At 44.7% G+C, this 24,481-nt stretch carries 21 protein-coding genes, 11 tRNA genes, 1 rRNA gene and 3 pseudogenes; 2 read left to right on the plus strand and 34 right to left on the minus strand.

Annotated elements, in window-relative coordinates; translation table 11 throughout:
• Positions 1 to 150: 150 nt before the first annotated feature.
• The 13 genes and pseudogenes from LC048_RS21685 to LC048_RS21745 all read right to left on the minus strand — a co-directional run bounded on the left by LC048_RS21685 (position 151) and on the right by LC048_RS21745 (position 3,708).
• Positions 151 to 1,697, minus strand: a 16S ribosomal RNA gene (locus tag LC048_RS21685).
• A gap of 118 nt (positions 1,698 to 1,815) precedes the next feature.
• Positions 1,816 to 1,889: transfer RNA gene (locus LC048_RS21690), tRNA-Gly, on the minus strand.
• Positions 1,890 to 1,910: 21 nt separating this feature from the next.
• Positions 1,911 to 1,987, minus strand: a tRNA-Pro gene (locus LC048_RS21695).
• Positions 1,988 to 2,005: 18 nt separating this feature from the next.
• A tRNA-Arg gene (locus LC048_RS21700) sits at positions 2,006 to 2,082 on the minus strand.
• Positions 2,083 to 2,144: 62 nt separating this feature from the next.
• Positions 2,145 to 2,230 (minus strand) — tRNA-Leu (locus LC048_RS21705).
• 58 nt (positions 2,231 to 2,288) lie between these two features.
• Positions 2,289 to 2,373 (minus strand) — tRNA-Leu (locus LC048_RS21710).
• 65 nt (positions 2,374 to 2,438) lie between these two features.
• Positions 2,439 to 2,514, minus strand: a tRNA-Lys gene (locus tag LC048_RS21715).
• Between the two features lie 128 nt (positions 2,515 to 2,642).
• Positions 2,643 to 2,717: transfer RNA gene (locus LC048_RS21720), tRNA-Gln, on the minus strand.
• Between the two features lie 6 nt (positions 2,718 to 2,723).
• Positions 2,724 to 2,799 (minus strand) — tRNA-Asp (locus tag LC048_RS21725).
• Between the two features lie 44 nt (positions 2,800 to 2,843).
• Positions 2,844 to 2,918 (minus strand) — tRNA-Glu (locus LC048_RS21730).
• 13 nt (positions 2,919 to 2,931) lie between these two features.
• Positions 2,932 to 3,022 (minus strand) — tRNA-Ser (locus LC048_RS21735).
• Positions 3,023 to 3,038: 16 nt separating this feature from the next.
• Positions 3,039 to 3,113: transfer RNA gene (locus tag LC048_RS21740), tRNA-Asn, on the minus strand.
• A gap of 120 nt (positions 3,114 to 3,233) precedes the next feature.
• Positions 3,234 to 3,708 (minus strand): annotated as a pseudogene (locus LC048_RS21745) (SprT family protein).
• 92 nt (positions 3,709 to 3,800) lie between these two features.
• On the opposite strand from LC048_RS21745, the gene cmpA reads away from it, so the two are divergent.
• Positions 3,801 to 3,920, plus strand: coding sequence for a cortex morphogenetic protein CmpA (gene cmpA / locus LC048_RS21750; RefSeq protein ID WP_102264929.1), 120 nt, complete (start codon positions 3,801 to 3,803; stop codon positions 3,918 to 3,920).
• A 31-nt stretch (positions 3,921 to 3,951) separates the two neighbouring features.
• Here the strand turns inward: cmpA and LC048_RS21755 are convergent.
• From LC048_RS21755 to acpS, 14 genes and pseudogenes are all read right to left on the minus strand, one after another.
• Positions 3,952 to 6,121, minus strand: a pseudogene (locus LC048_RS21755) (Tex family protein).
• Positions 6,122 to 6,468: 347 nt separating this feature from the next.
• Positions 6,469 to 7,068: a PP2C family serine/threonine-protein phosphatase gene (locus LC048_RS21760; RefSeq protein ID WP_226607102.1), complete on the minus strand. Its 600-nt coding sequence runs from the start codon at positions 7,066 to 7,068 to the stop codon at positions 6,469 to 6,471.
• Complete coding sequence (gene sigB, locus LC048_RS21765; protein WP_306048776.1) at positions 7,065 to 7,859, minus strand: RNA polymerase sigma factor SigB; 795 nt, start codon at positions 7,857 to 7,859, stop codon at positions 7,065 to 7,067. Before sigB ends, LC048_RS21760 begins: the two co-directional genes overlap by 4 nt.
• Positions 7,837 to 8,310: an anti-sigma B factor RsbW gene (gene rsbW, locus LC048_RS21770; RefSeq protein ID WP_102264925.1), complete on the minus strand. Its 474-nt coding sequence runs from the start codon at positions 8,308 to 8,310 to the stop codon at positions 7,837 to 7,839. Before rsbW ends, sigB begins: the two co-directional genes overlap by 23 nt.
• Positions 8,307 to 8,639, minus strand: coding sequence for an anti-sigma factor antagonist (locus LC048_RS21775; protein WP_226607106.1), 333 nt, complete (start codon positions 8,637 to 8,639; stop codon positions 8,307 to 8,309). Before LC048_RS21775 ends, rsbW begins: the two co-directional genes overlap by 4 nt.
• A gap of 57 nt (positions 8,640 to 8,696) precedes the next feature.
• A complete protein-coding gene (locus tag LC048_RS21780; RefSeq protein ID WP_226607109.1) occupies positions 8,697 to 9,707 on the minus strand; it encodes a PP2C family protein-serine/threonine phosphatase in 1,011 nt (336 codons plus the stop codon).
• Positions 9,708 to 9,718: 11 nt separating this feature from the next.
• Positions 9,719 to 10,120: an anti-sigma regulatory factor gene (locus LC048_RS21785; protein WP_306048778.1), complete on the minus strand. Its 402-nt coding sequence runs from the start codon at positions 10,118 to 10,120 to the stop codon at positions 9,719 to 9,721.
• 4 nt (positions 10,121 to 10,124) lie between these two features.
• A complete protein-coding gene (locus LC048_RS21790; protein ID WP_041967776.1) occupies positions 10,125 to 10,481 on the minus strand; it encodes an STAS domain-containing protein in 357 nt (118 codons plus the stop codon).
• Complete coding sequence (locus LC048_RS21795) at positions 10,478 to 11,311, minus strand: RsbT co-antagonist protein RsbRA (protein WP_226607112.1); 834 nt, start codon at positions 11,309 to 11,311, stop codon at positions 10,478 to 10,480. The genes LC048_RS21790 and LC048_RS21795 overlap by 4 nt, the downstream gene beginning before the upstream one ends.
• 904 nt (positions 11,312 to 12,215) lie before the next feature.
• Positions 12,216 to 12,566 (minus strand): type II toxin-antitoxin system endoribonuclease NdoA, encoded by a 351-nt coding sequence (ndoA, locus tag LC048_RS21800; protein WP_041967053.1) that lies wholly within the window; start codon positions 12,564 to 12,566, stop codon positions 12,216 to 12,218.
• Positions 12,567 to 12,570: 4 nt separating this feature from the next.
• The gene (locus tag LC048_RS21805) at positions 12,571 to 12,852 is read right to left on the minus strand and encodes a CopG family ribbon-helix-helix protein (RefSeq protein WP_306048781.1); all 282 of its coding nucleotides are present in this window, start codon (positions 12,850 to 12,852) and stop codon (positions 12,571 to 12,573) included.
• Between the two features lie 193 nt (positions 12,853 to 13,045).
• Positions 13,046 to 14,203, minus strand: coding sequence for an alanine racemase (gene alr / locus LC048_RS21810; protein WP_371932083.1), 1,158 nt, complete (start codon positions 14,201 to 14,203; stop codon positions 13,046 to 13,048).
• A gap of 304 nt (positions 14,204 to 14,507) precedes the next feature.
• Positions 14,508 to 15,521, minus strand: coding sequence for a LolA family protein (locus LC048_RS21815; RefSeq protein WP_226607117.1), 1,014 nt, complete (start codon positions 15,519 to 15,521; stop codon positions 14,508 to 14,510).
• Positions 15,522 to 15,712: 191 nt separating this feature from the next.
• A complete protein-coding gene (acpS, locus tag LC048_RS21820) occupies positions 15,713 to 16,066 on the minus strand; it encodes a holo-ACP synthase (RefSeq protein ID WP_226607120.1) in 354 nt (117 codons plus the stop codon).
• Positions 16,067 to 16,225: 159 nt separating this feature from the next.
• Here acpS and LC048_RS21825 point away from each other — a divergent pair, with 159 nt between their 5' ends.
• Complete coding sequence (locus LC048_RS21825; RefSeq protein ID WP_226607122.1) at positions 16,226 to 16,810, plus strand: rhomboid family intramembrane serine protease; 585 nt, start codon at positions 16,226 to 16,228, stop codon at positions 16,808 to 16,810.
• 38 nt (positions 16,811 to 16,848) lie between these two features.
• Here the strand turns inward: LC048_RS21825 and LC048_RS21830 are convergent, their stop codons facing one another.
• From LC048_RS21830 to LC048_RS21860, 7 genes and pseudogenes are all read right to left on the minus strand, one after another.
• Complete coding sequence (locus LC048_RS21830) at positions 16,849 to 18,297, minus strand: PH domain-containing protein (protein ID WP_306048784.1); 1,449 nt, start codon at positions 18,295 to 18,297, stop codon at positions 16,849 to 16,851.
• The gene (locus tag LC048_RS21835) at positions 18,290 to 18,772 is read right to left on the minus strand and encodes a PH domain-containing protein (RefSeq protein ID WP_226607127.1); all 483 of its coding nucleotides are present in this window, start codon (positions 18,770 to 18,772) and stop codon (positions 18,290 to 18,292) included. Before LC048_RS21835 ends, LC048_RS21830 begins: the two co-directional genes overlap by 8 nt.
• Before the next feature lie 100 nt (positions 18,773 to 18,872).
• On the minus strand, positions 18,873 to 19,838 hold the full coding sequence (gene uvsE / locus LC048_RS21840) for a UV DNA damage repair endonuclease UvsE (protein ID WP_306048786.1): 966 nt from the start codon (positions 19,836 to 19,838) through the stop codon (positions 18,873 to 18,875).
• Between the two features lie 542 nt (positions 19,839 to 20,380).
• On the minus strand, positions 20,381 to 21,868 hold the full coding sequence (locus tag LC048_RS21845) for a degradosome RNA helicase CshA (protein ID WP_306048788.1): 1,488 nt from the start codon (positions 21,866 to 21,868) through the stop codon (positions 20,381 to 20,383).
• A gap of 110 nt (positions 21,869 to 21,978) precedes the next feature.
• Positions 21,979 to 22,206 carry a hypothetical protein gene (locus tag LC048_RS21850; protein ID WP_226607133.1) on the minus strand — a complete coding sequence of 76 codons (228 nt, stop codon included), beginning with the start codon at positions 22,204 to 22,206 and terminating at the stop codon, positions 21,979 to 21,981.
• Positions 22,196 to 22,906, minus strand: coding sequence for an alpha/beta hydrolase (locus LC048_RS21855; protein WP_226607135.1), 711 nt, complete (start codon positions 22,904 to 22,906; stop codon positions 22,196 to 22,198). Before LC048_RS21855 ends, LC048_RS21850 begins: the two co-directional genes overlap by 11 nt.
• Before the next feature lie 148 nt (positions 22,907 to 23,054).
• A pseudogene (locus tag LC048_RS21860) lies at positions 23,055 to 24,435 on the minus strand (UDP-N-acetylmuramoyl-tripeptide--D-alanyl-D-alanine ligase).
• Positions 24,436 to 24,481: the final 46 nt, after the last annotated feature.

A 24,481-nucleotide genomic window follows, 5' to 3' on the forward strand; every position in this document is an offset into this window, starting at 1 on the left:
ACTTACGATTATCTAGTTTTCAAGGAACAAAAAAGTCTTGAGGCAATTGCTCCCTCAAAACTAAACAAACAAAAGTCAACTATGTGGATTACATCCACAGTACGAACCAGAAGGTTCGCATTCCGATTGCCTTTACGGCAATATCCTTAGAAAGGAGGTGATCCAGCCGCACCTTCCGATACGGCTACCTTGTTACGACTTCACCCCAATCATCTGTCCCACCTTAGGCGGCTGGCTCCATAAAGGTTACCCCACCGACTTCGGGTGTTACAAACTCTCGTGGTGTGACGGGCGGTGTGTACAAGGCCCGGGAACGTATTCACCGCGGCATGCTGATCCGCGATTACTAGCGATTCCGGCTTCATGCAGGCGAGTTGCAGCCTGCAATCCGAACTGAGAATGGATTTATGGGATTGGCTCGACCTCGCGGCTTCGCGACCCTTTGTTCCATCCATTGTAGCACGTGTGTAGCCCAGGTCATAAGGGGCATGATGATTTGACGTCATCCCCACCTTCCTCCGGTTTGTCACCGGCAGTCACCTTAGAGTGCCCAACTGAATGCTGGCAACTAAGATCAAGGGTTGCGCTCGTTGCGGGACTTAACCCAACATCTCACGACACGAGCTGACGACAACCATGCACCACCTGTCACTCTGTCCCCCGAAGGGGAACGCCCTATCTCTAGGGAAATCAAGAGGATGTCAAGACCTGGTAAGGTTCTTCGCGTTGCTTCGAATTAAACCACATGCTCCACCGCTTGTGTACCCGTCAATTCCTTTGAGTTTCAGCCTTGCGGCCGTACTCCCCAGGCGGAGTGCTTAATGCGTTTGCTGCAGCACTAAAGGGCGGAAACCCTCTAACACTTAGCACTCATCGTTTACGGCGTGGACTACCAGGGTATCTAATCCTGTTCGCTCCCCACGCTTTCGCGCCTCAGCGTCAGTTACAGACCAGAGAGCCGCCTTCGCCACTGGTGTTCCTCCACATCTCTACGCATTTCACCGCTACACGTGGAATTCCGCTCTCCTCTTCTGCACTCAAGTTCCCCAGTTTCCAATGACCCTCCCCGGTTGAGCCGGGGGCTTTCACATCAGACTTAAGGAACCGCCTGCGCGCGCTTTACGCCCAATAATTCCGGACAACGCTTGCCACCTACGTATTACCGCGGCTGCTGGCACGTAGTTAGCCGTGGCTTTCTGGTCAGGTACCGTCAAGGTACCGGCAGTTACTCCGATACTTGTTCTTCCCTGACAACAGAACTTTACGACCCGAAAGCCTTCATCGTTCACGCGGCGTTGCTCCGTCAGACTTTCGTCCATTGCGGAAGATTCCCTACTGCTGCCTCCCGTAGGAGTCTGGTACCGTGTCTCAGTCCCAGTGTGGTGATCACCCTCTCAGGTCGGCTACGCATCGTTGCCTTGGTGAGCCGTTACCTCACCAACTAGCTAATGCGCCGCGTACCATCTGTAAGTGACAGCCGAAACCGTCTTTCAGCTTCCCCTCATGAGAGGGAAAGGATTATCCGGTATTAGCTCCGGTTTCCCGAAGTTATCCCAGTCTTACAGGCAGGTTGCCCACGTGTTACTCACCCGTCCGCCGCTGATCTTCAAAAGCAAGCTAATGAAGATCCGCTCGACTTGCATGTATTAGGCACGCCGCCAGCGTTCGTCCTGAGCCAGGATCAAACTCTCCAAGAAAGAGTATGAGTTTAGCTCATAATTTAAAACGTTGGCTAGTGATCAACTATATAATAGAAGTCACTATAAATATTGTTTGTTGACGCTTGTTTGTTTAGTTTTCAAAGAACAATGAAATTGGAGCGGGTGAAGAGAATCGAACTCTCATCATCAGCTTGGAAGGCTGAGGTTTTACCACTAAACTACACCCGCATATAAAGTTGAAATACTGAATGGTCGGGAAGACAGGATTCGAACCTGCGACCCCTTGGTCCCAAACCAAGTGCTCTACCAAGCTGAGCTACTCCCCGTTATTAAGGAAAAAATAATGGCGCGCCCGAAAGGAGTCGAACCCATAACCTTCTGATCCGTAGTCAGACGCTCTATCCAATTGAGCTACGGGCGCATTGTTTTTAATAGCAACTTTTATATCTTACCACACCCGATAAAAGGTGTCAACACTTTTTTTGGTGCGGCCGAGAGGACTTGAACCTCCACGGGGTTGCCCCCACTAGGCCCTCAACCTAGCGCGTCTGCCATTCCGCCACGACCGCAAAACATGACAGGATTATATAATAACTAATCGAGATTCATTATTAAACAGGTAATTAATGGTGCGGGTGAAGGGAGTCGAACCCCCACGCCTTGCGGCGCCAGATCCTAAGTCTGGTGCGTCTGCCAATTCCGCCACACCCGCATATTGATATTCATTCGCCGAAGCGAAAATTAAGGAAAGTTATTTTCGCTGGTGCGAAAAAACTTTGGTGAGCCATGAAGGACTCGAACCTTCGACCCTCTGATTAAAAGTCAGATGCTCTACCGACTGAGCTAATGGCTCGTATTAAACAAAACCCTAAACAAGTTTTGTTTGAAATCCTGTGCTCAAAAGACCTTCGGTCTTCCTCGCAAGTTGCCGCTGATGTTGTTCAATGAAGCGAGCAACTGACTGAGCTAATGGCTCAAAAATGGCTGGGCTAGCTGGATTCGAACCAACGCATGTCGCAGTCAAAGTGCGATGCCTTACCGCTTGGCTATAGCCCAATAAAATGGCGGTCCCGACCGGGATCGAACCGGCGATCTCCTGCGTGACAGGCAGGCATGTTAACCGCTACACCACGGGACCAGATATGGAATTATAATATTACTTTCGCTGTCGCGAAATAATCTTGGTGACCCCTACGGGATTCGAACCCGTGTTACCGCCGTGAAAGGGCGGTGTCTTAACCGCTTGACCAAGGGGCCATTTAAAAGGTTCTGGCGGAGAAGGAGGGATTTGAACCCTCGCGCCGGTTACCCGACCTACACCCTTAGCAGGGGCGCCTCTTCAGCCTCTTGAGTACTTCCCCATACCTTAAAAATTAATGGCTCCGCAGGTAGGATTCGAACCTACGACCGCTCGGTTAACAGCCGAGTGCTCTACCACTGAGCTACTGCGGAATAACTTTAATTTTCGATGTCGTTGTCTTGTCGACTCTTACTATTATAGGGAGCTGCCCAGCAAAAGTCAAGGGTGTTTTTGATAAGTTTTTTATTTCTTTTTCAGAAGCCCTCAAAGCCTTATTCTACAGTCATTTCCTTCACCTTTATCAGCTTCCCCCGGCATTTTCCACACACGTATTTCAAGGTATTGATAGATTTTTTGCGACGATAGGATAACTTACAGCTGCTGCACTGATAAAAAACGAACTTCTGTTTCGCCCTTCTCTTTTTTCTCCTCCGGAAGAACAGAACAAAACCTCGGGGCATCTACCTTCTTTAATAGATCTCGAAAATCTTTATCGCGATGCTTGTAGCCTTTTCCTTCTATATGAAGATGGTAATGGCAAAGTTCATGCTTGATGATCCCAACCAACTCCGCCTCGCCAAGCTGCTCAAAATACTTTTTATTAATTTCAATGTTGTGGCTGCTCAGCATATAGCGGCCGCCAGTTGTCCGAAGTCTTGGATTGAAGAATGCCTTATGCCTGAATGGCTTATGGAAGTATTCATTGGAAATCGTCACTACAAGACTATGCAATTCTTGATCAGTCATCTTTAAAACGCCTGCCTTTTATAGAACATGACAACCCATTATAGCATATATTAATGTTACCTTTTAACGCATTATCTTAAGGAGGTATTGCCATGCCTGTCTGGTTTCAGAATCAAATGAAACGAGCCTTCTATGAGAAAAATCGGTATCAAATCAAACTTTTAAACCAATGTTGGTACTTTTATAGAAATAAACAAAATTTAAACGATTAGAAGACTGCAGGAATCCCTGCAGTCTTCTGTATTATGCCTGGTCAGGCTTAAGCATCGTCAAGGCGACGCGACCTTTTTTTCTGATCGACACTGTCCACCCATACCGTGACTACATCCCCAACGGATACAATATCCAGCGGGTGTTTTACGAATCGATTGCTTAGTTTTGATATATGGACCAGTCCATCTTGTTTTACACCAATATCAACGAATGCACCGAAGTCAACCACGTTCCGTACAGTACCTTGAAGCTCCATTCCCGTTTTTAGGTCCTCTAGCTTCAATACATCCTTTTTCAAAAGTGGCGCCGGAAGCTCATCTCGCGGATCCCTTTCAGGCCTTATGAGTGCATCGATAATATCCTTCAGCGTAAGTTTTCCGATTCCTAGTTCATCTGCTGTTTGATCGATGTTGATTTTAGCAAGCGCGTCCTTCAAATCCCGAGTGCCTAAATCCTTTGTTTTGAATCCCAGGCTATCAAGGAGCTGTTTTACCTCACCATAACTTTCCGGGTGGATGCCGGTCCGGTCAAGAGGTTCTTTCCCATCAATGACACGCAAGAATCCAATTGCCTGTTCATAGGTCTTGGCCCCGAGGCGCGGAATTTTCTTCAACTGAGTCCTGCTCGTAAACTTTCCTTCTTCTTCTCGCTTCTTTACTATGTTATTGACCACTGTTTTTGAAAGGCCAGATACGTACTGCAATAAAGAAGATGAAGCTGTATTCACATTGACGCCTACCTGGTTAACTGCCGTCTCAACAACGAATGTCAGCGACTCGGATAGTTTTTTCTGGCTGACATCATGCTGATATTGACCGACACCGACGGATTTCGGATCGATTTTAACAAGCTCCGCAAGCGGGTCCTGCAATCTGCGGGCAATCGATACCGCACTTCGTTCTTCTACCTGAAAGTTAGGGAATTCTTCGCGGGCAAGATCGGATGCGGAATAGACACTCGCGCCTGCTTCATTAACAATAAGATAATAAATTTCTTTATCCATCTCTTTCAGGATGTCTGAAACGAATTGTTCTGTTTCCCTGGAAGCAGTTCCGTTACCGATTGCAACCATTTCCACATCATACTCTTTCAGGACTTTAATGAATTTGTCCTTTGCCTCAGTATTTTTCGAGCCAGAGGTATGAGGGTAAATCACACCGATCGACAAAACTTTTCCTGTTTCATCTACGGCAGCCAGTTTACATCCCGTTCTGAATGCCGGGTCTACCCCGAGAACAACCTTCCCTTTTAACGGAGGCTGCAAAAGCAGCTTTCTGAGGTTTTCCGAGAAGATGTGAATTGCTTGCTCTTCAGCTTTTTCTGTCAGTTCATTCCTGATCTCGCGTTCGATTGACGGCTGAATCAGACGCTTATATGCATCCTCGATCGCTTCTGTTACTGAAGCAGCTGTGATAGAGTGATTTTTAGTAACCCATTTACGCTGCAAAAAGCTCATGATGACATCTGTTTTTGGCTTTATTGAAACCCTCAACAAATCTTCTTTTTCACCGCGGTTTAGCGCAAGGATTCTGTGCGGCACCACTTTATTGACTGGCTCGGAATACTCATAATACATCTCATAAACATTCTTCTCATCCTGCTCTTCATTTTTTACGGATGAATCGATGGATCCAGATTTATAGGTTTCATTCCGAATCCATTTGCGGCTGTCTGCGTCATCGGAGACAACTTCAGCGATGATGTCTTTCGCCCCTGCAATCGCATCCTCGATAGATTCGACACCTTTCTCTTCTGAAAAAAACTCCCGGGTTTTTTCTTCGAGATTTCCGTTCACAGGGAACTCCAGCATCCACTGAGCAAGCGGCTCAAGTCCCTTCTCTTTTGCAACAGTCGCTTTTGTTCTTCTTTTTTGCTTGTATGGCCGGTATAAATCTTCTACTTCCTGAAGCTTGATTGCTTTTTCAATGTTCGACTTCAGTTCGTCAGTCAGCTTTCCTTGTTCTTCAATGAGCCTGATGACTTCTTCTTTTCGCTGTTCTAAGTTCTGTATGTATTGCCATCTTTCAACGATGTCACGAATTTGCACTTCATCAAGCGCACCAGTCATTTCCTTTCGGTAACGGGCTATGAACGGTACAGTGTTTCCTTCATCAATTAATGAAATGACACTTTGCACTTGTTTAGCTGTTAACGATTGCTCTTTGGCAATGATTTTTACATATTGATCCTGCTTATCCATTGTTTGAGTCAAGAGACAATCCTCCATAATCTATATTGATATTACTTGTCACTTTAATAGTGTACCAAAATAAGCGGAAGGTTTACAGTGAGCTCAGGTCTTCCCGCTATATTAGCATCTCATCAATGTACACACAGGATTAATCCCTTTCCCATTTCTCATAGAAAATAAAGAACAATAAGCGCAAGCGCTGCCCGCCGATAACGCCACGTCCTTTGGCTGTCCGGTCTAGCACATCTACAGGACGGAAGCGCCTCGAGGGGCTAGGCGCTGGAGGAAAACTACATGTAGTGAACCTCACTGGAATAATTAATAATTTCCACAACAAACAAAAAGAAGCCCACCGGCTAAAGTAGACTTCCCACAATAAAAGTTGCATCATCCATTGAGTTTGCATATTCACTTTTAATTTGCTCTGCGATGGCACCTACTGAGCGATACCCATTCAATATCGTTTTAGCGCCGTGGATATTATCAAAACCGTCTGAGTAAATCAGGAATTTTGACTGTGGCTCATAAATGAATCTCTGGGTGTGAAATACCTGCGGTTTCCCTGACAGATAACCTGTTACAGGCAATGGGTATGTCAGCTTGCCATTTGAGGTATAGAGGAAGAACCGGATATTTCCGACACAGCTGTATACAAATTCGCGGGTTTCGAAGTAGACTTTGAAGATCGAGACAGCGGCTCCTCTTTTTTGCACTAAAATATTGTTGCAGTATTTCATGAGCGTATCTACGTCTTCGTGATGGTGTTGCTCTACTACTGAAACGACAGCGGCAGAAGCTTCATGGGCATATTGCCCCGACCCTAATCCATCAGCAAGTACACAGACAAAATATTCATCAGTAGCTGTATAATAATAGCTGTCACCGCACTCTATTTTACCTTCTTTGATTGTCTGGTAAGCATAAAGTTCTATTTTGTCTTTGAACTGTTGGATCATGTAATGTACTCCGAGTTGTTGTTTTCAGCATGGATCGCTTCTTGAAGCTTTTTAATCGCTCTTCTTTGAAGTCGTGATACATGCATCTGTGAAATACCAAGCTTGTCCCCTGCCTCTTTCTGGCTAAGAGTATCAAGGTAGGTATATTGGATAATTAACTTTTCGCGTTCGCTTAATACATGCAGTACTTTTTCGAGCACCATTCTTTGATTGATCTTTTCATAACCTTCATCAATGTTTCCGACGATGTCCAACAGGGTTACTGTTCCTCCATCAGAATCGGCTTCTATTGAATGGTCAACGGATAAGGCCTGGTAGCTTTTGCCCATCTCCATAGCTTCCAATACTTCTTCTTCGGAAACCTCGAGTGCTTCAGCGATTTCATCTACCCGTGGAGAGCGGTGTAAGTGTGTGGTCAAATCTTCGACAGTCGTCTTGATTTTTGGACCAAGCTCCTTTATCCTCCGCGGTACGTGGACACTCCACGTTTTATCTCTTAAGAATCTTTTGATTTCTCCAATGATGGTCGGTACGGCAAATGCCTCAAAGCTTTTGCCAAATGTTTCATCATAGCGTCGGATGGCCACTAAAAGTCCAATCATCCCAACCTGGAAGATATCTTCGTGAAATGACCTTCCTTTGGAATATTTTCTGGCGATTGTTTCGACAAGGTTTTGATAATGAAGAACCAGCTCATTTTGGGCGTCTGCATCCTCATGCAGCTGGTAGGCTTTGATTAATTTATTAATCTCTTCTTTTGGCCTCTGCTTAGGTTGAGATTGTCTCTGCATCTCTCTCCACCTGCTCTCCTTCTCGGTACTTGGTCATAAAGACCGTGACGCCCTCTTTGTGATGAATTCGAACCTCGTCCATCAAGGTTTCGATCAGATACAGTCCCAAGCCTCCTTCGCGAAGGAATTCTACAGAACTATTCTGGTCATACGGACCAAGCCCCTGGCGCGCTGAATGGAAATCAAAGCTCTGGCCATTATCCGCAACCATAACTTCAAGCTTGTCTTCATATAGTCCAAAACCGATGATGACTTCGCCGTTCTCATTGTTTTGATAGGCATGCTGCACAGCGTTTGTACAAGCTTCACTCGTAGCGATTTTCAGATCTTCAATTTCGTCGTAGGAAAATCCCATGCGGCTAGCAATACCAGAAAGAGTCAAACGAATGACACCCACGAATTCTGGTTTAGCCGGGATTTTCATTTCAATATAGTCAAATGACTGGTTCATTGCACTCCACCCTCAATCTGGCTGTTTATATCGATAATATCGGCCAAGCCGGTGATTTCGAAAAGTCTCTGCAAACGTTCGGACAACCCAACGATTTTAAATTCACCGTCATGTGCACGGACATTCTTGAATACTCCTACAAATACTCCAAGCCCGGTACTATCCATATAATTGACTTCAGAAAGGTCAACAACCATCTCTACGCCCTCTTTTTCGGACAAAGGGAAAAGCTTTTCACGAAGCTGTGGAGCTGTATATGCATCAATTTCGCCGCTTACTTTAACTGCTAACTTTGATTCTTTTTCTTTAACATCTATCGAAATATTCATAAATGACCACCCTTTACAATTCAATTGCTCTTTTGATTTACCCCATTTAAAACCCGATTAAACATCTCTTTTCAAAATGATCAATGTAAAATCATCCCGCAATTGGAAGTGCTGAAGTTTTTCAAGTTCCCTAAAGATATTATTGACAATTTCCTGAGCATTTAAGTGAATATATTTATTTATATATCCGATTAATGTTTCCTTCTCAATGAACCCTTCTTCTGTCCTGCATTCTGTTACTCCGTCAGACATCAGGATCACCATATCCCCAGGAAGTATTTCTTTCTCATACTGGATATACTTCGTCCGCTTGTCCACTCCTAACAGTAAGCCTCTTGCGACTAACTCTGAGAATTCCTTCTTTTTGGAATCGTAATAGAAGCCTGGCTCATGCCCTGCGGATGCATAATAGAAGATATTATTGGAAGGATTGAACATTCCGTAGAACATCGTGATGAACATGCTTGGATCGACATTCTGCTCAACGACTCTGTTCAGGTTTTCCAGGATGCTGCTCGGATCAAGCCGGTTTTCTGGCAGGCTGTCCATCGCATACTTAATCATGGACATACAAAGCGCTGCCGGAATTCCTTTCCCGATGACATCAGCGATTGCAACACTGATATTATTGTTCTCATCCTGGACAAAATGGAAGTAATCACCGTTCATATGCCTAGCGGGAACGCTTATTGCCCCGATATCAATGCCAGGTACTGCCGGGATTTTCGTACCAAGCAAGGTTTGCTGAACATTGGCGGCAATCTCCATTTCTGATCTTAACTCCTCTTGCTGATGCCTTAAGCTTTGGTGCTCTCGATAAGCAATACCATAGCCAATCATCACCTCAAGGAGGATATCAAAGGAATGCATAATATCTTCCGGAAGTTCAGGATACATCTCCAGAAGCAAGCTTTTATGCACACTGATGATTTCTTCCGGCGCGATTTTGTGCTCAATCGACTTCCGGCTGAATTTCTGCCCTGCATACAAAGCCTGTTCTGATTGCTCTTTAATATAATTGTCAAGAATATCCCGATACTTTGATTCCATCATTTCTCGGAAATCCATACTTTCTCCCCCTAACGGAGCCATTTAGTCGCTTTAATCTGTGTTCCTTGTCCGGGTGATGAGTCAATGTCGAATTCATCCATAAGACGTTTCACTCCGGGAAGGCTGGCTCCAAGTCCTCCTGATGTTGAAAATCCATCTTCCATGACTTGGCGTATTTCTTTTATTCCCGGGCCGCTGTCCACTGCGTTGATTCGCAATCCCGCTTTACCGCCGTCATATAATTTATCGATGCAAATCTGCCCTTTTCCGGCGTACAAGTAGATATTTCTGGCCAATTCACTGATGGCGGTGGTGATTCGCGCCTGGTCAACTGTTCCAAAACCAAGCTCCTTCGCAACATTCCGGCCAAGCTGGCGAGCTGCGACGATGTCCCATTCGTTAATGATCGTAACGCAGGATTGGATGTCCATTCACCTATTCCCCCAATTCCTGTTGTAATTTCTCCAAACCTTTTTCTAAATCTAATGCAGTTAGGACATCATCAAGGCCGATCCCTAATTCAATTAGTGTTATGGCAACAGCAGGCTGGATTCCGGTAATGACTACAATCGCACCCATGAGCTTGGACATATTGATGACATCCCCAAGAACCTTTGCGATAAAAGAGTCAATGAAGTCAATTGAGGTTAAATCAATGACAACTCCATTGGCACTTGTCTCATGAATCTTATGGAGCAAGTCCTCTTGGAATTGAAGAGCTGTCTGGTCGTCAAGCTCCCATTGTATGGAAACTAGCAGACAATCATCCAGCTTTAGAATAGGTATTCTCACTTTGCTCCCTCCAATGAAACGATTTTTTTATTTGTCAGCTCTAGAGCTGCTTCTATACCTTTTTTCAGGTTATTCTTCGTTGTAAACTGGTTCAGGTCGATACCGAGATTCACAATCGTCTGTGCAATTTCAGGACGGATCCCTACAAGCATGCACTTGGCACCGATGAGCCGGACAGCATCAGCTGCCTGGATGATATGATGGGCAACCATCGTATCTACAACCGGAACGCCTGTAATATCGATCAGGACCACCTCGGAACGGTGTTTCACTGCCCCCTTAAGCAGATTCTCCATGATTTGCTTTGCACGCTCGGTATCGATCGTACCGACTAATGGCATTACCGTGATTCCCTCAAACACCGGAATGAGCGGCGCCGAAAGCTCCTGCAAGGCAATTTTCTGGAGGGAAACCGTTCTTTCCCATGTGGATGAATATACACTGACGATTTCATTGTTCATCGGCGTTGACCAACGATCGAATTCATACACCATATCCATCTGATTTTCTGGTGTGACGAGCCCCTCTTTTTGCAAGCCTTCAAACACAATCAGATTAAAGGTATGGAGCCCCTTTGTGACGAACGTCAATGGCCAGCCAAGCCTGACCACTTTTTCAGCAAAGTCGGTCAGCCTTTCATTATATTCTTCGCTCGTGCCTATAAAATTCGTAATGATCAGATCGATGAATTCCTTGCTTGTAGATTGAAAAACCCGATCCGAAACAAGACGGATTACTCTATCATCTGCTTCTTCCTTCGTCCTATTTATCCATTGGTCCAGGATTTCTTCTTTATGAGCCTGGATATACTTAGAAATTGTTTTATTCATTCCATCCTCCCCATTCTATCACAACAAAATTTTACATTACCCTTTTATGACCAATTGTAAACCAATTTTAAAACTGTAAATAAATATTCATAAATTCCTGAATTATATATCTCCATTTAATGATAACAGTTTCCTTTCGTCAAATAAAATCAACTTGTCGACAGGATTCAACGGATATCGCATGACAGATATTCTTATTATTCCTTTTTTCTTGGATTCAATTTTATTGCTTTAAATATTTGTGCTGGTTTAGGAATGCGATTAGCAGAATACCTTTTGTGTCAGGCGAGTTACCTGTCACGATTCCGAGCTTTTCTTGACAGCTTTTCCGCTTTCACAGACAAACCTGTCACGATTCCAGGCTTTTCTTGACAGCTTTTCCGCTTTCACAGACAAACCTGTCACGATTCCGGGCTTTTCTTGACAGCTTTTCCGCTTCCACTGCCAAACCTGTCACGATTCTGAGCTTTTCTTGACAGCTTTTCCGCTTTCACAGACAAACCTGTCACGATTCCGGGCTTTTCTTGACAGCTTTTCCGCTTTCATAGACAAACCTGTCACGATTCCGGGCTTTTCTTGACAGCTTTTCCGCTTTCATAGACAAACCTGTCACGATTCCGGGCTTTTCTTGACAGCTTTTCCGCTTTCACTGCCAAACCTGTCACGATTCTGAGCTTTTCTTGACAGCTTTTCACTCGATAGTCCTAAACCTGTCACACAACCCCAGCTTTTCACTTCCATAACCAGCCCAATCATCCCGGGCAACTAAAAAAGAGACAAGCCGCTAAGCTTGCCTCTCCACACAGGAAAACATCCGTTTTTATTTTATGGTTATGTATAAGGCCTGCTCGCAGGCCAGGTGATCGGTTACAAAAAAACGCTCCATTAAAGAGCGTGCTGTTCATTAAAATTCAATAAGACCTAAACTTACCTGAAGGGCTTCATCCACTTTTTCCATCATTTCGTCATCGAGATGGGTAATTTTATCGGTTAGGCGCTGTTTGTCAATTGTGCGTATTTGTTCCAATAAGATGACCGAATCTCGTTCAAAACCGTACCGCTTCGCATCAATTTCTACGTGTGTTGGAAGCTTGGCTTTTTGGATCTGTGCTGTGATCGCTGCGATAATGACTGTGGGACTAAACCGATTCCCGATGTCGTTTTGGATGACCAGGACAGGACGAACTCCGCCTTGCTCTGAACCAACAACTGGGGATAGGTCCGCAAAATAGACGTCACCACGTTTGACAATCAAAGGATTATCCTCCGCTGACTAGACGTTCAACTGTGTGTTCTGCCTCGTATTCTGCTTGAAATGCTTCAGATGCAATGGTCAGATTAATTTTGACCATTTCCATATAGCCACGTCTCATGGATTCACGAATTTGTCTCTTTTTCTTCTCACGCAAGAACATTTTTGTAGCCTGATAAATAAATTCGCTGCGGTTTACGTTCTCTTGCTTAACAAATCCATCTAGTTCACTTAAAAGATGCTGCGGTAACTTTACCAAAATCTCCGTTGTTGCGCTGGATTCAGACACAAACATACACCTCCACCATCATCACTACATACCATTATTAAGTTCGTTATCTCTCTACCATTTCTAATCTTATCACTATTTATGCAAGATGCAAAGATAAATCCGCAATTCTTCAGTATTATCCGCCTAAAAAATAGTGTTTTATTCAGGTTATTAGCCAAATTAAACAGGTTTGTTAATTATTGGTCGTGTCTTATAACAGCGAATTGTTTAAATCGACTACTTTGCCGTCCTGCCTGTACAGACGCGGGACTCTAGAAGAAATGATGCATGGGACTTCGTAGTTGATTGTTTCTAGCTTGCTGGCAATCTCATTGATCGAGATTGTCTCTTCTCCCTGGCTGCCAATCAGGGTCGCGATTGTCCCCACCGGAACTTCATTCGGAAGCTTCACCATGCATTGATCCATGCAAATACGCCCTATGATGGGCGATCTTTTGCCATCAACCAGCACTTCCTGCCCTTGAAGTCTGCGTATCCATCCATCAGCATACCCAATTGGGAGCGTCCCTACCCAAATTTCTTCTGGCGCTTCATAGGTTGCTCCGTAGCTGACTTTTTCACCTTTTTCCAGCTTCTTCACATGCACGAGACGCGAATGGAGCGTGAACGCTTCCTGCAAATCAACGGGTAACTCCGGTTGTATTTCCATTGATGGCGGCAGTCCATACATGGCGATTCCTACTCTAACAGCATTGAACTGTGCTTCTTCATGCATCAGGGCTGCAGCACTATTGCTGCTGTGTACAACAGATGGCTGCTTTTCCATTGAGCTGAGCATTTCCCGGAACAATGCGAGCTGCTTGTTAAAATACGCATCATCTAATTCATCCGCTGTTGCGTAGTGAGTGTAGATTCCATGAAGCTGTAACCTCTCATCTTCTTCAATCAGTCTTTCTGCTGCCTTCAATTCCTCAACTGACCGAATCCCTATCCGTCCCATTCCTGTATCTATTTTTATATGAAGCATAAGGGTTGAATCCTTTTTCAGTACATCTTGCGCTCTCGCCAGCCATTCCTCCTGGAAAACGGTCAGAATGATCCCTTCTTCAGCGGCGATATTCACATCCTCTGGTCTGCTTGCACCAAGTACAAGAATCGGAGCAGTAATCCCTTTTTTCCTTAACGCGAGTGCCTCATCCATGAACGCCACCGCAAGCATGGATGCTCCCGCTTTCAATGCCGCCTCGGCCACCTGCGAATCTCCGTGTCCGTAGGCATTGGCTTTCACAACTGCAATAAATTCAACATCTTCAGGCAGATGCCCCTTGATCTCTTTTACATTTCTTTTGACTCGATCCAGGTCAACTTCGTCCCATGTATCACGGTAAAAAAATCCTTGCTCCTCCAACGAAAACTCCACTTCCTTCAACCCGAACGTTATTTATATTGTTTTATTATCAAACCGAAAGAACTCATTGTCAAATGGATAATATATACGGATTTTTGAACAGAAAGTTTGCGGGGGAGACACGTGGATTGAACTGCCACACTATTTATTCCGAAAAAAATAGATATATTCCTTAAAAGCGGATAATATTCCTTAAAACCCGCATTATATTCCTTAAAATCAAATTTTTTCCTTAAAACTCTCATTATATTCCTGAATCCATAAAAAAACAGTCCCAGGTTACACTGAGCCTGCATTAGGAATCTTATTTTTCCATATCAGCCAATACCGATTTAGCTACCATTTCCAATTCTTCTGGTGATAGATCTGTTGAAGCCAGCATATAATCGACTCCAAGGTGGGTCCATGAAACTGAGGTTTCATTCATCGCACCAATTGTGAACCCAAGATCGACTGGCTTTCCTGTCATCTTGATCGCAGATGACATTGCAGGCATCGCGTCTGCTTTCTCCTGGATCAGCGTGAAGGATTTTTCACCGTCATATGTGAGTACCACGCGCTTTCCGTTCTCTGTCGTGATTTCCTTTTCATCAATTAAAGTCACGCCTGGAATTTCTGCGACTGGATATTTCACAGTGAATTCTTTATCTTCTACATCCGCCATAACCGGTACCTCAAGCTGTGCACCTGTCATGTTTTTCTTCATATCAAACGCATCTTTGTCAAAGCTTGCGTCGAATTTTACATCGGAGAATTCAACCGTAACGAGCGAATTCCGGTCAGGGTCCATCACCTTGACGCTGACTGGCGCCAGGTTCTTTTTGTTCAGCTTGATTTCCTGGATCGGAAGCATTTTGTTGTTCTGATATCTTGTTTTCGTTTCGAACACATAATGTTCCTTCGTCGCCGAGAATTTTGCTTGCTTATCCTCGAGAATATCCATGATTAAAGATTCGTAAAGGTACGCCTGGCTGCTGTTTTTCGGCCATTCGCTCTGGAATTTGAAGCTTTTGTTAAGGGCAGGCGTCAGAACAAAAACTCCTTCTTCATTCCTGAGGATCATCTGGCTCTGGTCCTTCTGGGCATTCTTTAAGTTCACGCGGTAAAATGACGGATCTTTATGCCAAATCTCCACATCATACACTTGCGGCTCGGTACCCATTTGCAATGTCATCTTTGCCTTGGCCTTGTAGCTCTTCAGATCTTCGAGCGTTCCATCCAACTCCTTAACCACAGATTCCTGTGATTTCGTACCGCAGGCAGCCAGAGCAAAAACAACCATGAGCCCGGCGAGAAGCAGCAATAACCTTTTCTTCATTCTTCCAACCCCTTTTAGTCTCATTTAAACGTGTAAAGGGAAAGAAAGGACAGGAATAAGACACTGGCTGCAAAATTGCTTGAGTAGTCTTTGTGCAGCCTTGTTCTCGCCGCCCTAGCCTTGTCTCCCTTACTGCATTATGAATATATGAGACAACCTGGGCGAATATGCCCCCGGGACCCGACAAGCTTTTAAATTTTTTCGATGACCACCTGCGCAATAGCGTATTGTTCACTGTGTGAAATGGAGAGGTGGACTCCCCCCACATAAGGCTTCGTCACAATAGGACGGCCGTTTGGGTCGGATTCTATTTCGATATCCATGAAGGACAATTCCTTGCCGATGCCAGTACCTTTCGCCTTAGAAAAAGCCTCTTTTGCCGCCCAGCGACCGGCAAGGAATTCCATTCCCCTCCGTTCATTATATCGCCTGTAAACTTCCCTTTCTTTTTCCGTTAAAACTCGTTCTGGAAAACGCGGCTGAGATTCAACCAGCTTGCGGATCCGCTCAATTTCGACTATATCGATTCCCGTTCCGATGATCATTTTCCAAGCTCCCTTCTAAAAAAGATGAATCCAGCATAGAAAATAGTGTACAACTTTCGCCGATTAAGGCTATCCTTAAAATTAGAACTTTTACGCATAAACGAACTCTTTATTTACAAATATCCGAGCCTCGCAATAATGAGGACCGAGGAGGTTTCTATGTTTACAAGAACTGAAAGCTTGCGTGACTTCATTAGGCTTTACCCGGTAATTACAATAATCATTACCATCCATATCTTATTATACCTGCTGACGGCATTGCCAATTTTTCCGAGTAAATACCTGTTTGAACTTTTAGCAGGTGTGAACCTGTATGTTGTGAACGGCGAGTATTGGCGGCTTGTCACACCCATTTTCATGCATGCAGGGTTTGCGCATATGCTATTCAACAGCTTTTCACTCGTCCTGTTCGCCCCGGCACTCGAGCAGCTGCTTGGGAAAACTAAATTCATCCTGCTCTATCTATTTACAGGAATCGCTGCAAACATCGCCACACTGATCCTTGAGCCGCTGACATATACACATGTTGGCTCAAGCGGGGCAATCTTCGGGCTGTTCGGTTTCTATATTTCTATCATTATGTTCCGAAAAACGATGATGTCCCGTGAAAACTCCCAGACGATTATGACCATCGCCATCATTGCCATAGTGATGACATTCGTCCAATCGAACATCAATATTACTGCTCATATCTTTGGAATGCTCGCAGGCTTCCTGACTGGAGCAGCTACTTACAGAAGATAATAGAGTTTTAAAAAAGCGCCTAATCGGCGCTTTTTTCTTTATTCCGCGGTTTCATGCGAATACCAACGATACATCCTGTCGACGTGCTTTTTCTCCAGGTCAATGACTTTACCGCCGGCACCGCCATGACCAGATTTAACAATTGCCTCGACGGTGGCGAGATTCTTTTTCCGCTGAAAAAAGCTTTCTTTGACGCTGAAGGACTGGACTTTATTTTTCCTCATATACACTGTATTCTTGACAATATTCCGGTATCGAAAGGTCAGCATTCCCTGATCAAGGCTCCAGCCCGCGTCCTTGTAATTAAGGTAGGACCATAATGCCGATATAGGAAGCAGAATCAGTGCGGCATAGCCCCATGGCTTCAAAAACCAGATAGCAGCAATAATGATCGGCAGCGTGAAAAGCCATCCTTTCAATAAATATCTGCTGTAGTCCCGTTTGGGTGCAGGTGATAAATCGACTCGGAAGTGGTACTCAGTCAAATGCGGTTCAAGTAAGCCAGGGATTTTTCTTTTTTTCACGATTGGCAGAATAAGAACCTTCGAACTTTCCTGATCTAATGCCGATCCGCCTGCGCTTTCTACATAAGCCGAAGCATAGCCTAGAGGCTGCCTGACGAAATTCTCGCTGATCCGGACAGCCTGGATTCGATTAAGCGGAATCGTAAACTGGCGCTTTTCCAACAATCCGCGTGTGATGACAAGGTCATTATCCACTTTTCTTACGGTAAAATTAGCGTATTTTAGCATCGTGCCAAACAGCGCGATCATCCAAGCAAGCAGGAAACCGATAAAAACCACGACACTGATAAAAACAACACCGTTTTGGACAAAGTTCTCGACTCCATCAAATATCTGCTCATAAGGAATGAATTCTTCAAATTGAAATACGAACGCAAACACAGCGGAAATGACAACACCGACTCCGCCTGATGTAGTCGCCAGCATCAATAACTCTGAAACCGACATTTTATATAGAAGGTCATCGGATGATTGCGGCTCTTCATCTCCTTGGAGGATTTGGCCTGATTTTTTAATGGATACCAGATAATCATGGATTGCGTGTGCATCCTGCTTTGTAATCGCCGTGAGGACCGCCTCTCCATCTTGCAGTCCCATTCCACCTGAGCCAGCTGTCTCCACCTTCACCTTCACAAGACCGAACAGCCGCTGTAAAATCCCTTCTGACAGATCAAGGCTTTGGATCCGGTCGAATGGAATATAGCGCTTTTTCCTGACGATCAATCCATATTCAATACGCAATTCACCTTGCTCGATGCGATATGTAAATCTGTACCACGACAAAACTCCATAAACTAACACCAGCACGACAACACCAATGGAACCAAAGAAGTAAAACAGATCCCAATCCGTTCCCCTGCTCCCAAAAACAACGAAAATGAGGAAAGGGATGATCATTTCTTTCAGCTGGCGCAATCCATTGACGACAGCGGCGATCGGATGCAGCCTTTTCGGATCAGACATCTTCATCCGCCACCCTTGCAAGTCTTGAAATGGAAATCCTCAAGTTTTCGGCTTCCTCCATATCAAGCGCAGGTATTTCATGGACAGTCGCAGCCGTCGAAACCGTTACTGTTGATAAACGATATTTTCTTAACAGAGGACCTTGCTGTGTATCAACATGCTGGACACGGATCATCGGAATGAGCGTCCTTTTTATGATGAATACACCATATTGAAGTTCAATTTCCTGCTCCCTCACTTCATAACGCCAGCGTTTCCAGCGCAAGGTCGGCAATAACAGGATAAATAAATAGCTATATACAACAGCCACAGCTATAGCTGCAGCGATAATCCATTTAGGAAAACCAAAAAATATCGTAATGGCGATCAAACCGCCCGCTAATACCCATACCACAAGGGAATGAAGTGTTGCGGCAATTTTCCAGACAGTCAATGCCTGCTCGGAAATCCGCTTTTGCGGCTCAGAAATCGTCATAAAGTCTCCTCCCATTTTTCCAATTAATAGCACCTTCCTAAGTATACAACAACCATACATATGAATGGCACTATATTGGAGGAAAATGAGTTATGCGGAATTATTTTAACATGAAACTGCTCCCATCAATCACTTCAACTTCCGGCATTTGCTTCATTTCTTCAGCAAGTTTGAACAGAGCAAGGTCCTTCTTTTTTGCTTCGATCATGCAGTGGATTTCAGGGACTGAGCCTTTGATGCCGTTAAGGAAATCCATGAACATGTCAGCATCCACGTATTCGGCATGCGCCCGAAACTCTTTTTCCGAACGAGGACTTGAAATATGCATTTTCACTGGCAGCTTCGAGTGTTCCCATGTCCCGACAATTCGCCCCCATTGTTCCTGCCAGTTTACGTCCTCATGATGGGCCAGGTGATGGTGATAATCGAACACTAGCGGTATTGCAAGCTTCTCGCACAGGTAAAGAGTATCATGGAGCGTGAACGATGTATCATCATTTTCAAGGATGATCATGTCTTGCAGACTGGTTGAAACGAGTCCCCAATTATGAATGAATTGTTCAAGCGCTTTTTCCCGGTTTTCATAAACGCCGCCGACATGGAGGACACATCGATGCTCAGGATCGATTCCCATCCCCTTCAATAATGCGTGATGCATCGCCAGCGTCTTGATTGAATTGTTCAGCGTGTCCGTCTTCAATGTATTCAGCAAGACAAAATGGTCCGGGTGAAAATCAACACGCATCGGATTTTCCTGCAAAAAATCTCCTATATCCTTTAATGGTTCTTTTAACGCGCGCATATACTTCCAGTCTGATAGCTCTTCATGATTGGCAAGAGGAATCAACCTCGAGCTCAGCCGAAAAAAATGAATATCGTTTGCTTTACTATGCCTTAATAGGCGCAGGCAGTTTTCAAGATTGGAGGTTGCGATTCTCTCCAGCTTATTAATGGACGCATCCCTATCTTTGATTCCCTGGAATTGTTTGAAAGTCATTGTCTGTGACGGCGAAGCATTCTTCAATTCCTCGCTCATCGCCACATAACCAAGCCTGACAATCGTCATATTAGCCACCTCTCGTTTTTATAGGTAGTATGCCCAGGTTTGGTCGATGTTGGACTGGTAAAATTAATGCTTAGAAGGGGTTGGTCGATATATTTCGGAATGTGATCGAATTATTTCGAAAAGTAGTCGAATTATCTTGGAATGGGGTCAAATTATTTCGAAAAGCGGTCGAATTATCCCAAATAACAGCTGAATATTTACCATTTAGTCAATGTGAAGCCGCTATGACAGCTAAATTTAGTGATTCTGGATGAAAATGATTCATTTGAATCCTTAATGCATGTAAGAAGTTCAGCTTTCCGTAAAAAATTCCAGAACAAGAAGCGCAAGCGCCTCGTTCAGCCCCGACAAGCGATGGAGGGCCGACCAGTGAAGTCGTTCTTTGACTTCACCTGAGCGGACCGAAGCGACTTGAGGGGCTAGGCGCTGGAGCTGGATTATGAAAACCCGTATAGTTATCCACATTAAAATTTACTTTATAATTTCCTAGTGAATAAAAAAAACCCGGTTTAGTTAACTAAACCGAGTTTGTGGTGTTTATTTTAGCGTGATGATCTTGATTTGTAGCTGCCGCCTTCTCTGCTGCCGCCACCGCCGCCGCCTGTGCGTTTCGTTCCAGAACGTGGCTTGTAAGGCTTTTTATTGCGTCCATCGCTGCCTCTGTTATCGTATCTTCTGCGGTCTCCTTGAGGTTTCTTGTCTCTTCTGTTTGGAAGAGGCTTTTCCTCAGTAAGCTTAACAGGAGTTGTATCAGGCTCTTTAGTCAGCATTTTCAATACTGACGCAACGACTGTTTGAGCATCATGGTTTTTCAATAGCTCATCTGCTGCCTGACGGTAGTATTGAAGATTATTTGACTCGATTGTTTGTGTAATCTTGTCAACAACTGCTCTTTGCTGGCCTTCAAGAGCTTGATCCAATGTTGGAGCAGTCATTTTCTCCATGCGGCGTTTCGTTGTTTTTTCCACTACATGAAGGTATGAAGTCTCTCTGTGTGTAACAAACGTGATCGCCATACCCTCTTTACCTGCACGGCCAGTACGTCCGATACGGTGTACATAGCTTTCAGGGTCTTGTGGGATATCGAAGTTGTAAACGTGAGTTACACCGGAAATGTCAAGTCCACGAGCTGCCACGTCTGTCGCAACTAGCACGTCGATTGAACCTTCCTTGAATTTTCTAAGGACTGACATACGTTTCGCCTGCGTAAGGTCACCGTGGATACCTTCTGCAGTGTAGCCGCGCAGGTTCAATGCTTCAGCAAGCTCATCAACACGGCGCTTCGTGCGTCCAAAGATGATGACCAATTCCGGAGATTGGATGTCAAGAAGTCGTGTAAGAACATCGAACTTGTTCTTTTCCTGTACTTCTACATAGTATTGCTCGATCAAAGGAACTGTCATTTCCTTCGCTTTGACCCGAACGACTTCCGGATCCTTCATGAAGCGCTCAGCAATCTTGCGGATTGGTCCTGGCATTGTTGCCGAGAACAATAATGTCTGGCGTTCGCTAGGGATTTTTGCAAGGATTGATTCGATATCTTCGATGAAGCCCATGTTCAGCATTTCATCTGCTTCGTCAAGGATTACAGTTTCGACACTATCAAGACGGATTGTCTTTCTGTTAATGTGGTCAAGCAGTCGTCCTGGCGTTCCGACGATGATGTGAGGCCCTTTTTTCAATGCGCGGATCTGGCGGTTGATATCCTGGCCACCATAAATCGCAAGGACGCCTACTCTCTTGCCAGCACCGATTTTATATAATTCCTCAGAAACCTGGATTGCCAATTCACGAGTTGGCGCAATGATGATTCCCTGGATGTTATGGTTTTCTTTCTTGATTTTTTCCACTAGAGGAATACCGAAAGCAGCAGTCTTACCGGTACCTGTCTGCGCCTGGCCAATCACGTCTTTGTTCAGAAGGCTGATTGGAATCGTCTCTGCCTGAATTGGAGTTGCTTCCTCAAAACCCATATTCTTTACAGCTTTTAATGTTGCGGGGCTAATGCCCATGTCTTGGAACATTGTCAACTTTGCTCATTCTCCTTTATGTTCACATTTATCCCGCATCGGTTAACAACCGATGCTTCGTTATTTAAGTGGCTGTTTAAGGATCCAAACCATTTCTGATTCTGGTTAGTTTATCGTACCTTTACGGCAAAATAGGTGTAAGCACCTTGTGTTTTAAGCAGGGCTGAATCAGCAGTTACAACATGCTGAAGCACAGAACCTGAAATATTAGCAAAAAAAGACATTCTCCAACACGGGAGTATGTCCGCTTTAAGGATTTTCTCAGTTAGACACTCAATATTCATCATACCATCTTTAGGAAGGAAAAGCAATTTTTGAGGAATTACTTCAGCTTCCAATTCCTTCTCTCGGTTTGGAGTTCAAAAAGTCATATACCTCGTTAAATAAGTGTTCTTTCTCATCGCAATGACAGATCAGATGTTTGGAGTTCTTATAAAAAATCAGCCGTTTTTCTTCAGCGCCAATATTTTCATATAAGTAATGGGCGCTTTTCGGGGGAACGATGCCGTCACTCTCGCCTTGCGCGATCAATGTAGGCACTTTTACGTCGTTGAGAATAGGCTTGATTTTGCTCACAAGCCTGCGAAACTGCAAGGTAGCGGTCATAGGTGTTTCTTTGATTTTTTTTGAATAACGCTTAAATAGCTCATTTTCTTTTAACTTCCCTTTTACCGTGTCCTTCATCATTTCTTTGATGTCAGAAGCAAGCTGTTTAGGATTTACATAGTAAGCAGCTGCACTGAGCAGGACAAGCTTGTCTACCGGATAATTCGAAGCGAGGTAGCTCGCAATCAGCCCACCCATCGAAAATCCGACAACATATACGGTATCACACTCTTGCAATAGCGCTTTCAGTTCATTTTCGGCATGGTCAAGCCAATCATTATGCTTGATTCCCTTCAATCTGAGCTCATCGCCATGGCCAGGCAGGGTAGGAACTACAATTTTCCAGTCAGTCCTATTGTTCAACGATTGGGAAAGTGGTTCCACTTCGAACGGTGACCCGGTAAAACCATGTATTAACAGACAACCTATCATAACCAATCACCCATTAGTTTTTCTCGTATTTAATCTTTCCCCATTTTAAATCATTTAACCCGAATTTTCATCGATATATCCTTTTGTAATCATACTGTTAAATACAACAAGATGCCCTGTTAGGCAGGACATCTTGTGTTGTCGGCTTTTATTGCTGCAAGGCATGGACGACTTCTTCTAGCGCCATGCCGCGTGATCCTTTCACAAGGACGATTGTATCGCCTGTTACGTATTTCTTCAGTTCATTGCTCAGCTGCTTTTTATCCTGGAAGGAGAATGCTCTTTCGCCGCCTAGTACTTCTTTCGCACCTCTGGCGATGGCTTCGCTGAGCTTGCCGTAGGTAAATACATAATCAATCTTACCGGTATCAACGGAAGAACCCACCTTATAATGATACTCTTCCTCCAGAGGCCCTAGCTCGAGCATGTCACCGAGCACTAGGATTTTGCGATTATAGCCTGACAGATTGGCAACCAGGTCGATTGCCGCCTTCATGGATGTCGGACTCGCATTGTAGGCATCGTTAATGATTTTTTCTCCCTGAGCTCCTTCAGAAAGCTCCATTCTCATATTCGTCAGCTTCAGGTTCGCCAAGCCACCATTCATTTTTTCAAAAGGAACGCCCAAGAACTCTGCTGCAAGCATCGCTGCCAGCGCGTTCAGGATATTATGGTTGCCCAGTACCGGCAGATAGAAGATTTCTTCACCGGCGTTGGTTTTAAATTTGCTCCCATTTTCGACCGACTCGATGCTGACCGGATAAAGGTCATTATCCTTACTTGCCCCAAACGTTTTCAGCTGACCATTCCCTGTATAGTCCTGCAGCCTCTCCTTTAGTAGGGGCTCGTCTCCATGGAATATAATCAGCCCATTCTCCTGAAGACCTTCGATGATTTCAAGCTTCGCATCAGCAATACCTTCCCTTGAACCGAGGTCTAACAGATGGGATTCACCGATATTCGTGATGATTACAGCATCCGGCCGGCCCATTTTTGTTAAAAATTCAATCTCACCTTTGCTGCTCATGCCCATTTCAAGCACGGCAACCTCAGTATCTTCACGCAAGCGAAGGAGCGTCAGCGGAAGACCCAAATGATTATTGAAATTCCCTTCAGTCTTTTGCACCTTGTATTTTTGTGCCAGCAGATTAGCCGTCATGTCCTTCGTCGTCGTTTTTCCATTGCTGCCGGTTATACCGACAACCTTGATATCCAGCGAGTTGCGGTAGCTTCTTGCCAGCTCCTGCAAAGCAGTTGTCGTATCTTCGACAATGATGATTGGCAAATCCTCAGGAGGGTTCGGGACATCTTTTTGCCATAATGCAGCAGAAGCTCCGCCGTTCTTGATGACATCAGCGACAAAGTTATGTCCATCTGTCCGTTCCCCTTTAAAAGGAACAAACAAATTTCCTGCTTCAATTTTTCGAGTGTCGATTGAAACCCCCCTTGACGGTTACATCAGCAAATTTGCTGACATCATTCAATCCACCGGCCATTTGGGCGATTTGCTTTAAGGATTTTTGGATCATATAGAATTCCTCCCATGAAAAGAGAGAGCACGGCCTTTGCCGTGTC

Origin of the sequence: Mesobacillus subterraneus (genome assembly GCF_020524355.2) — a bacterium.
Taxonomy (GTDB): domain Bacteria; phylum Bacillota; class Bacilli; order Bacillales; family Cytobacillaceae; genus Mesobacillus; species Mesobacillus subterraneus_C.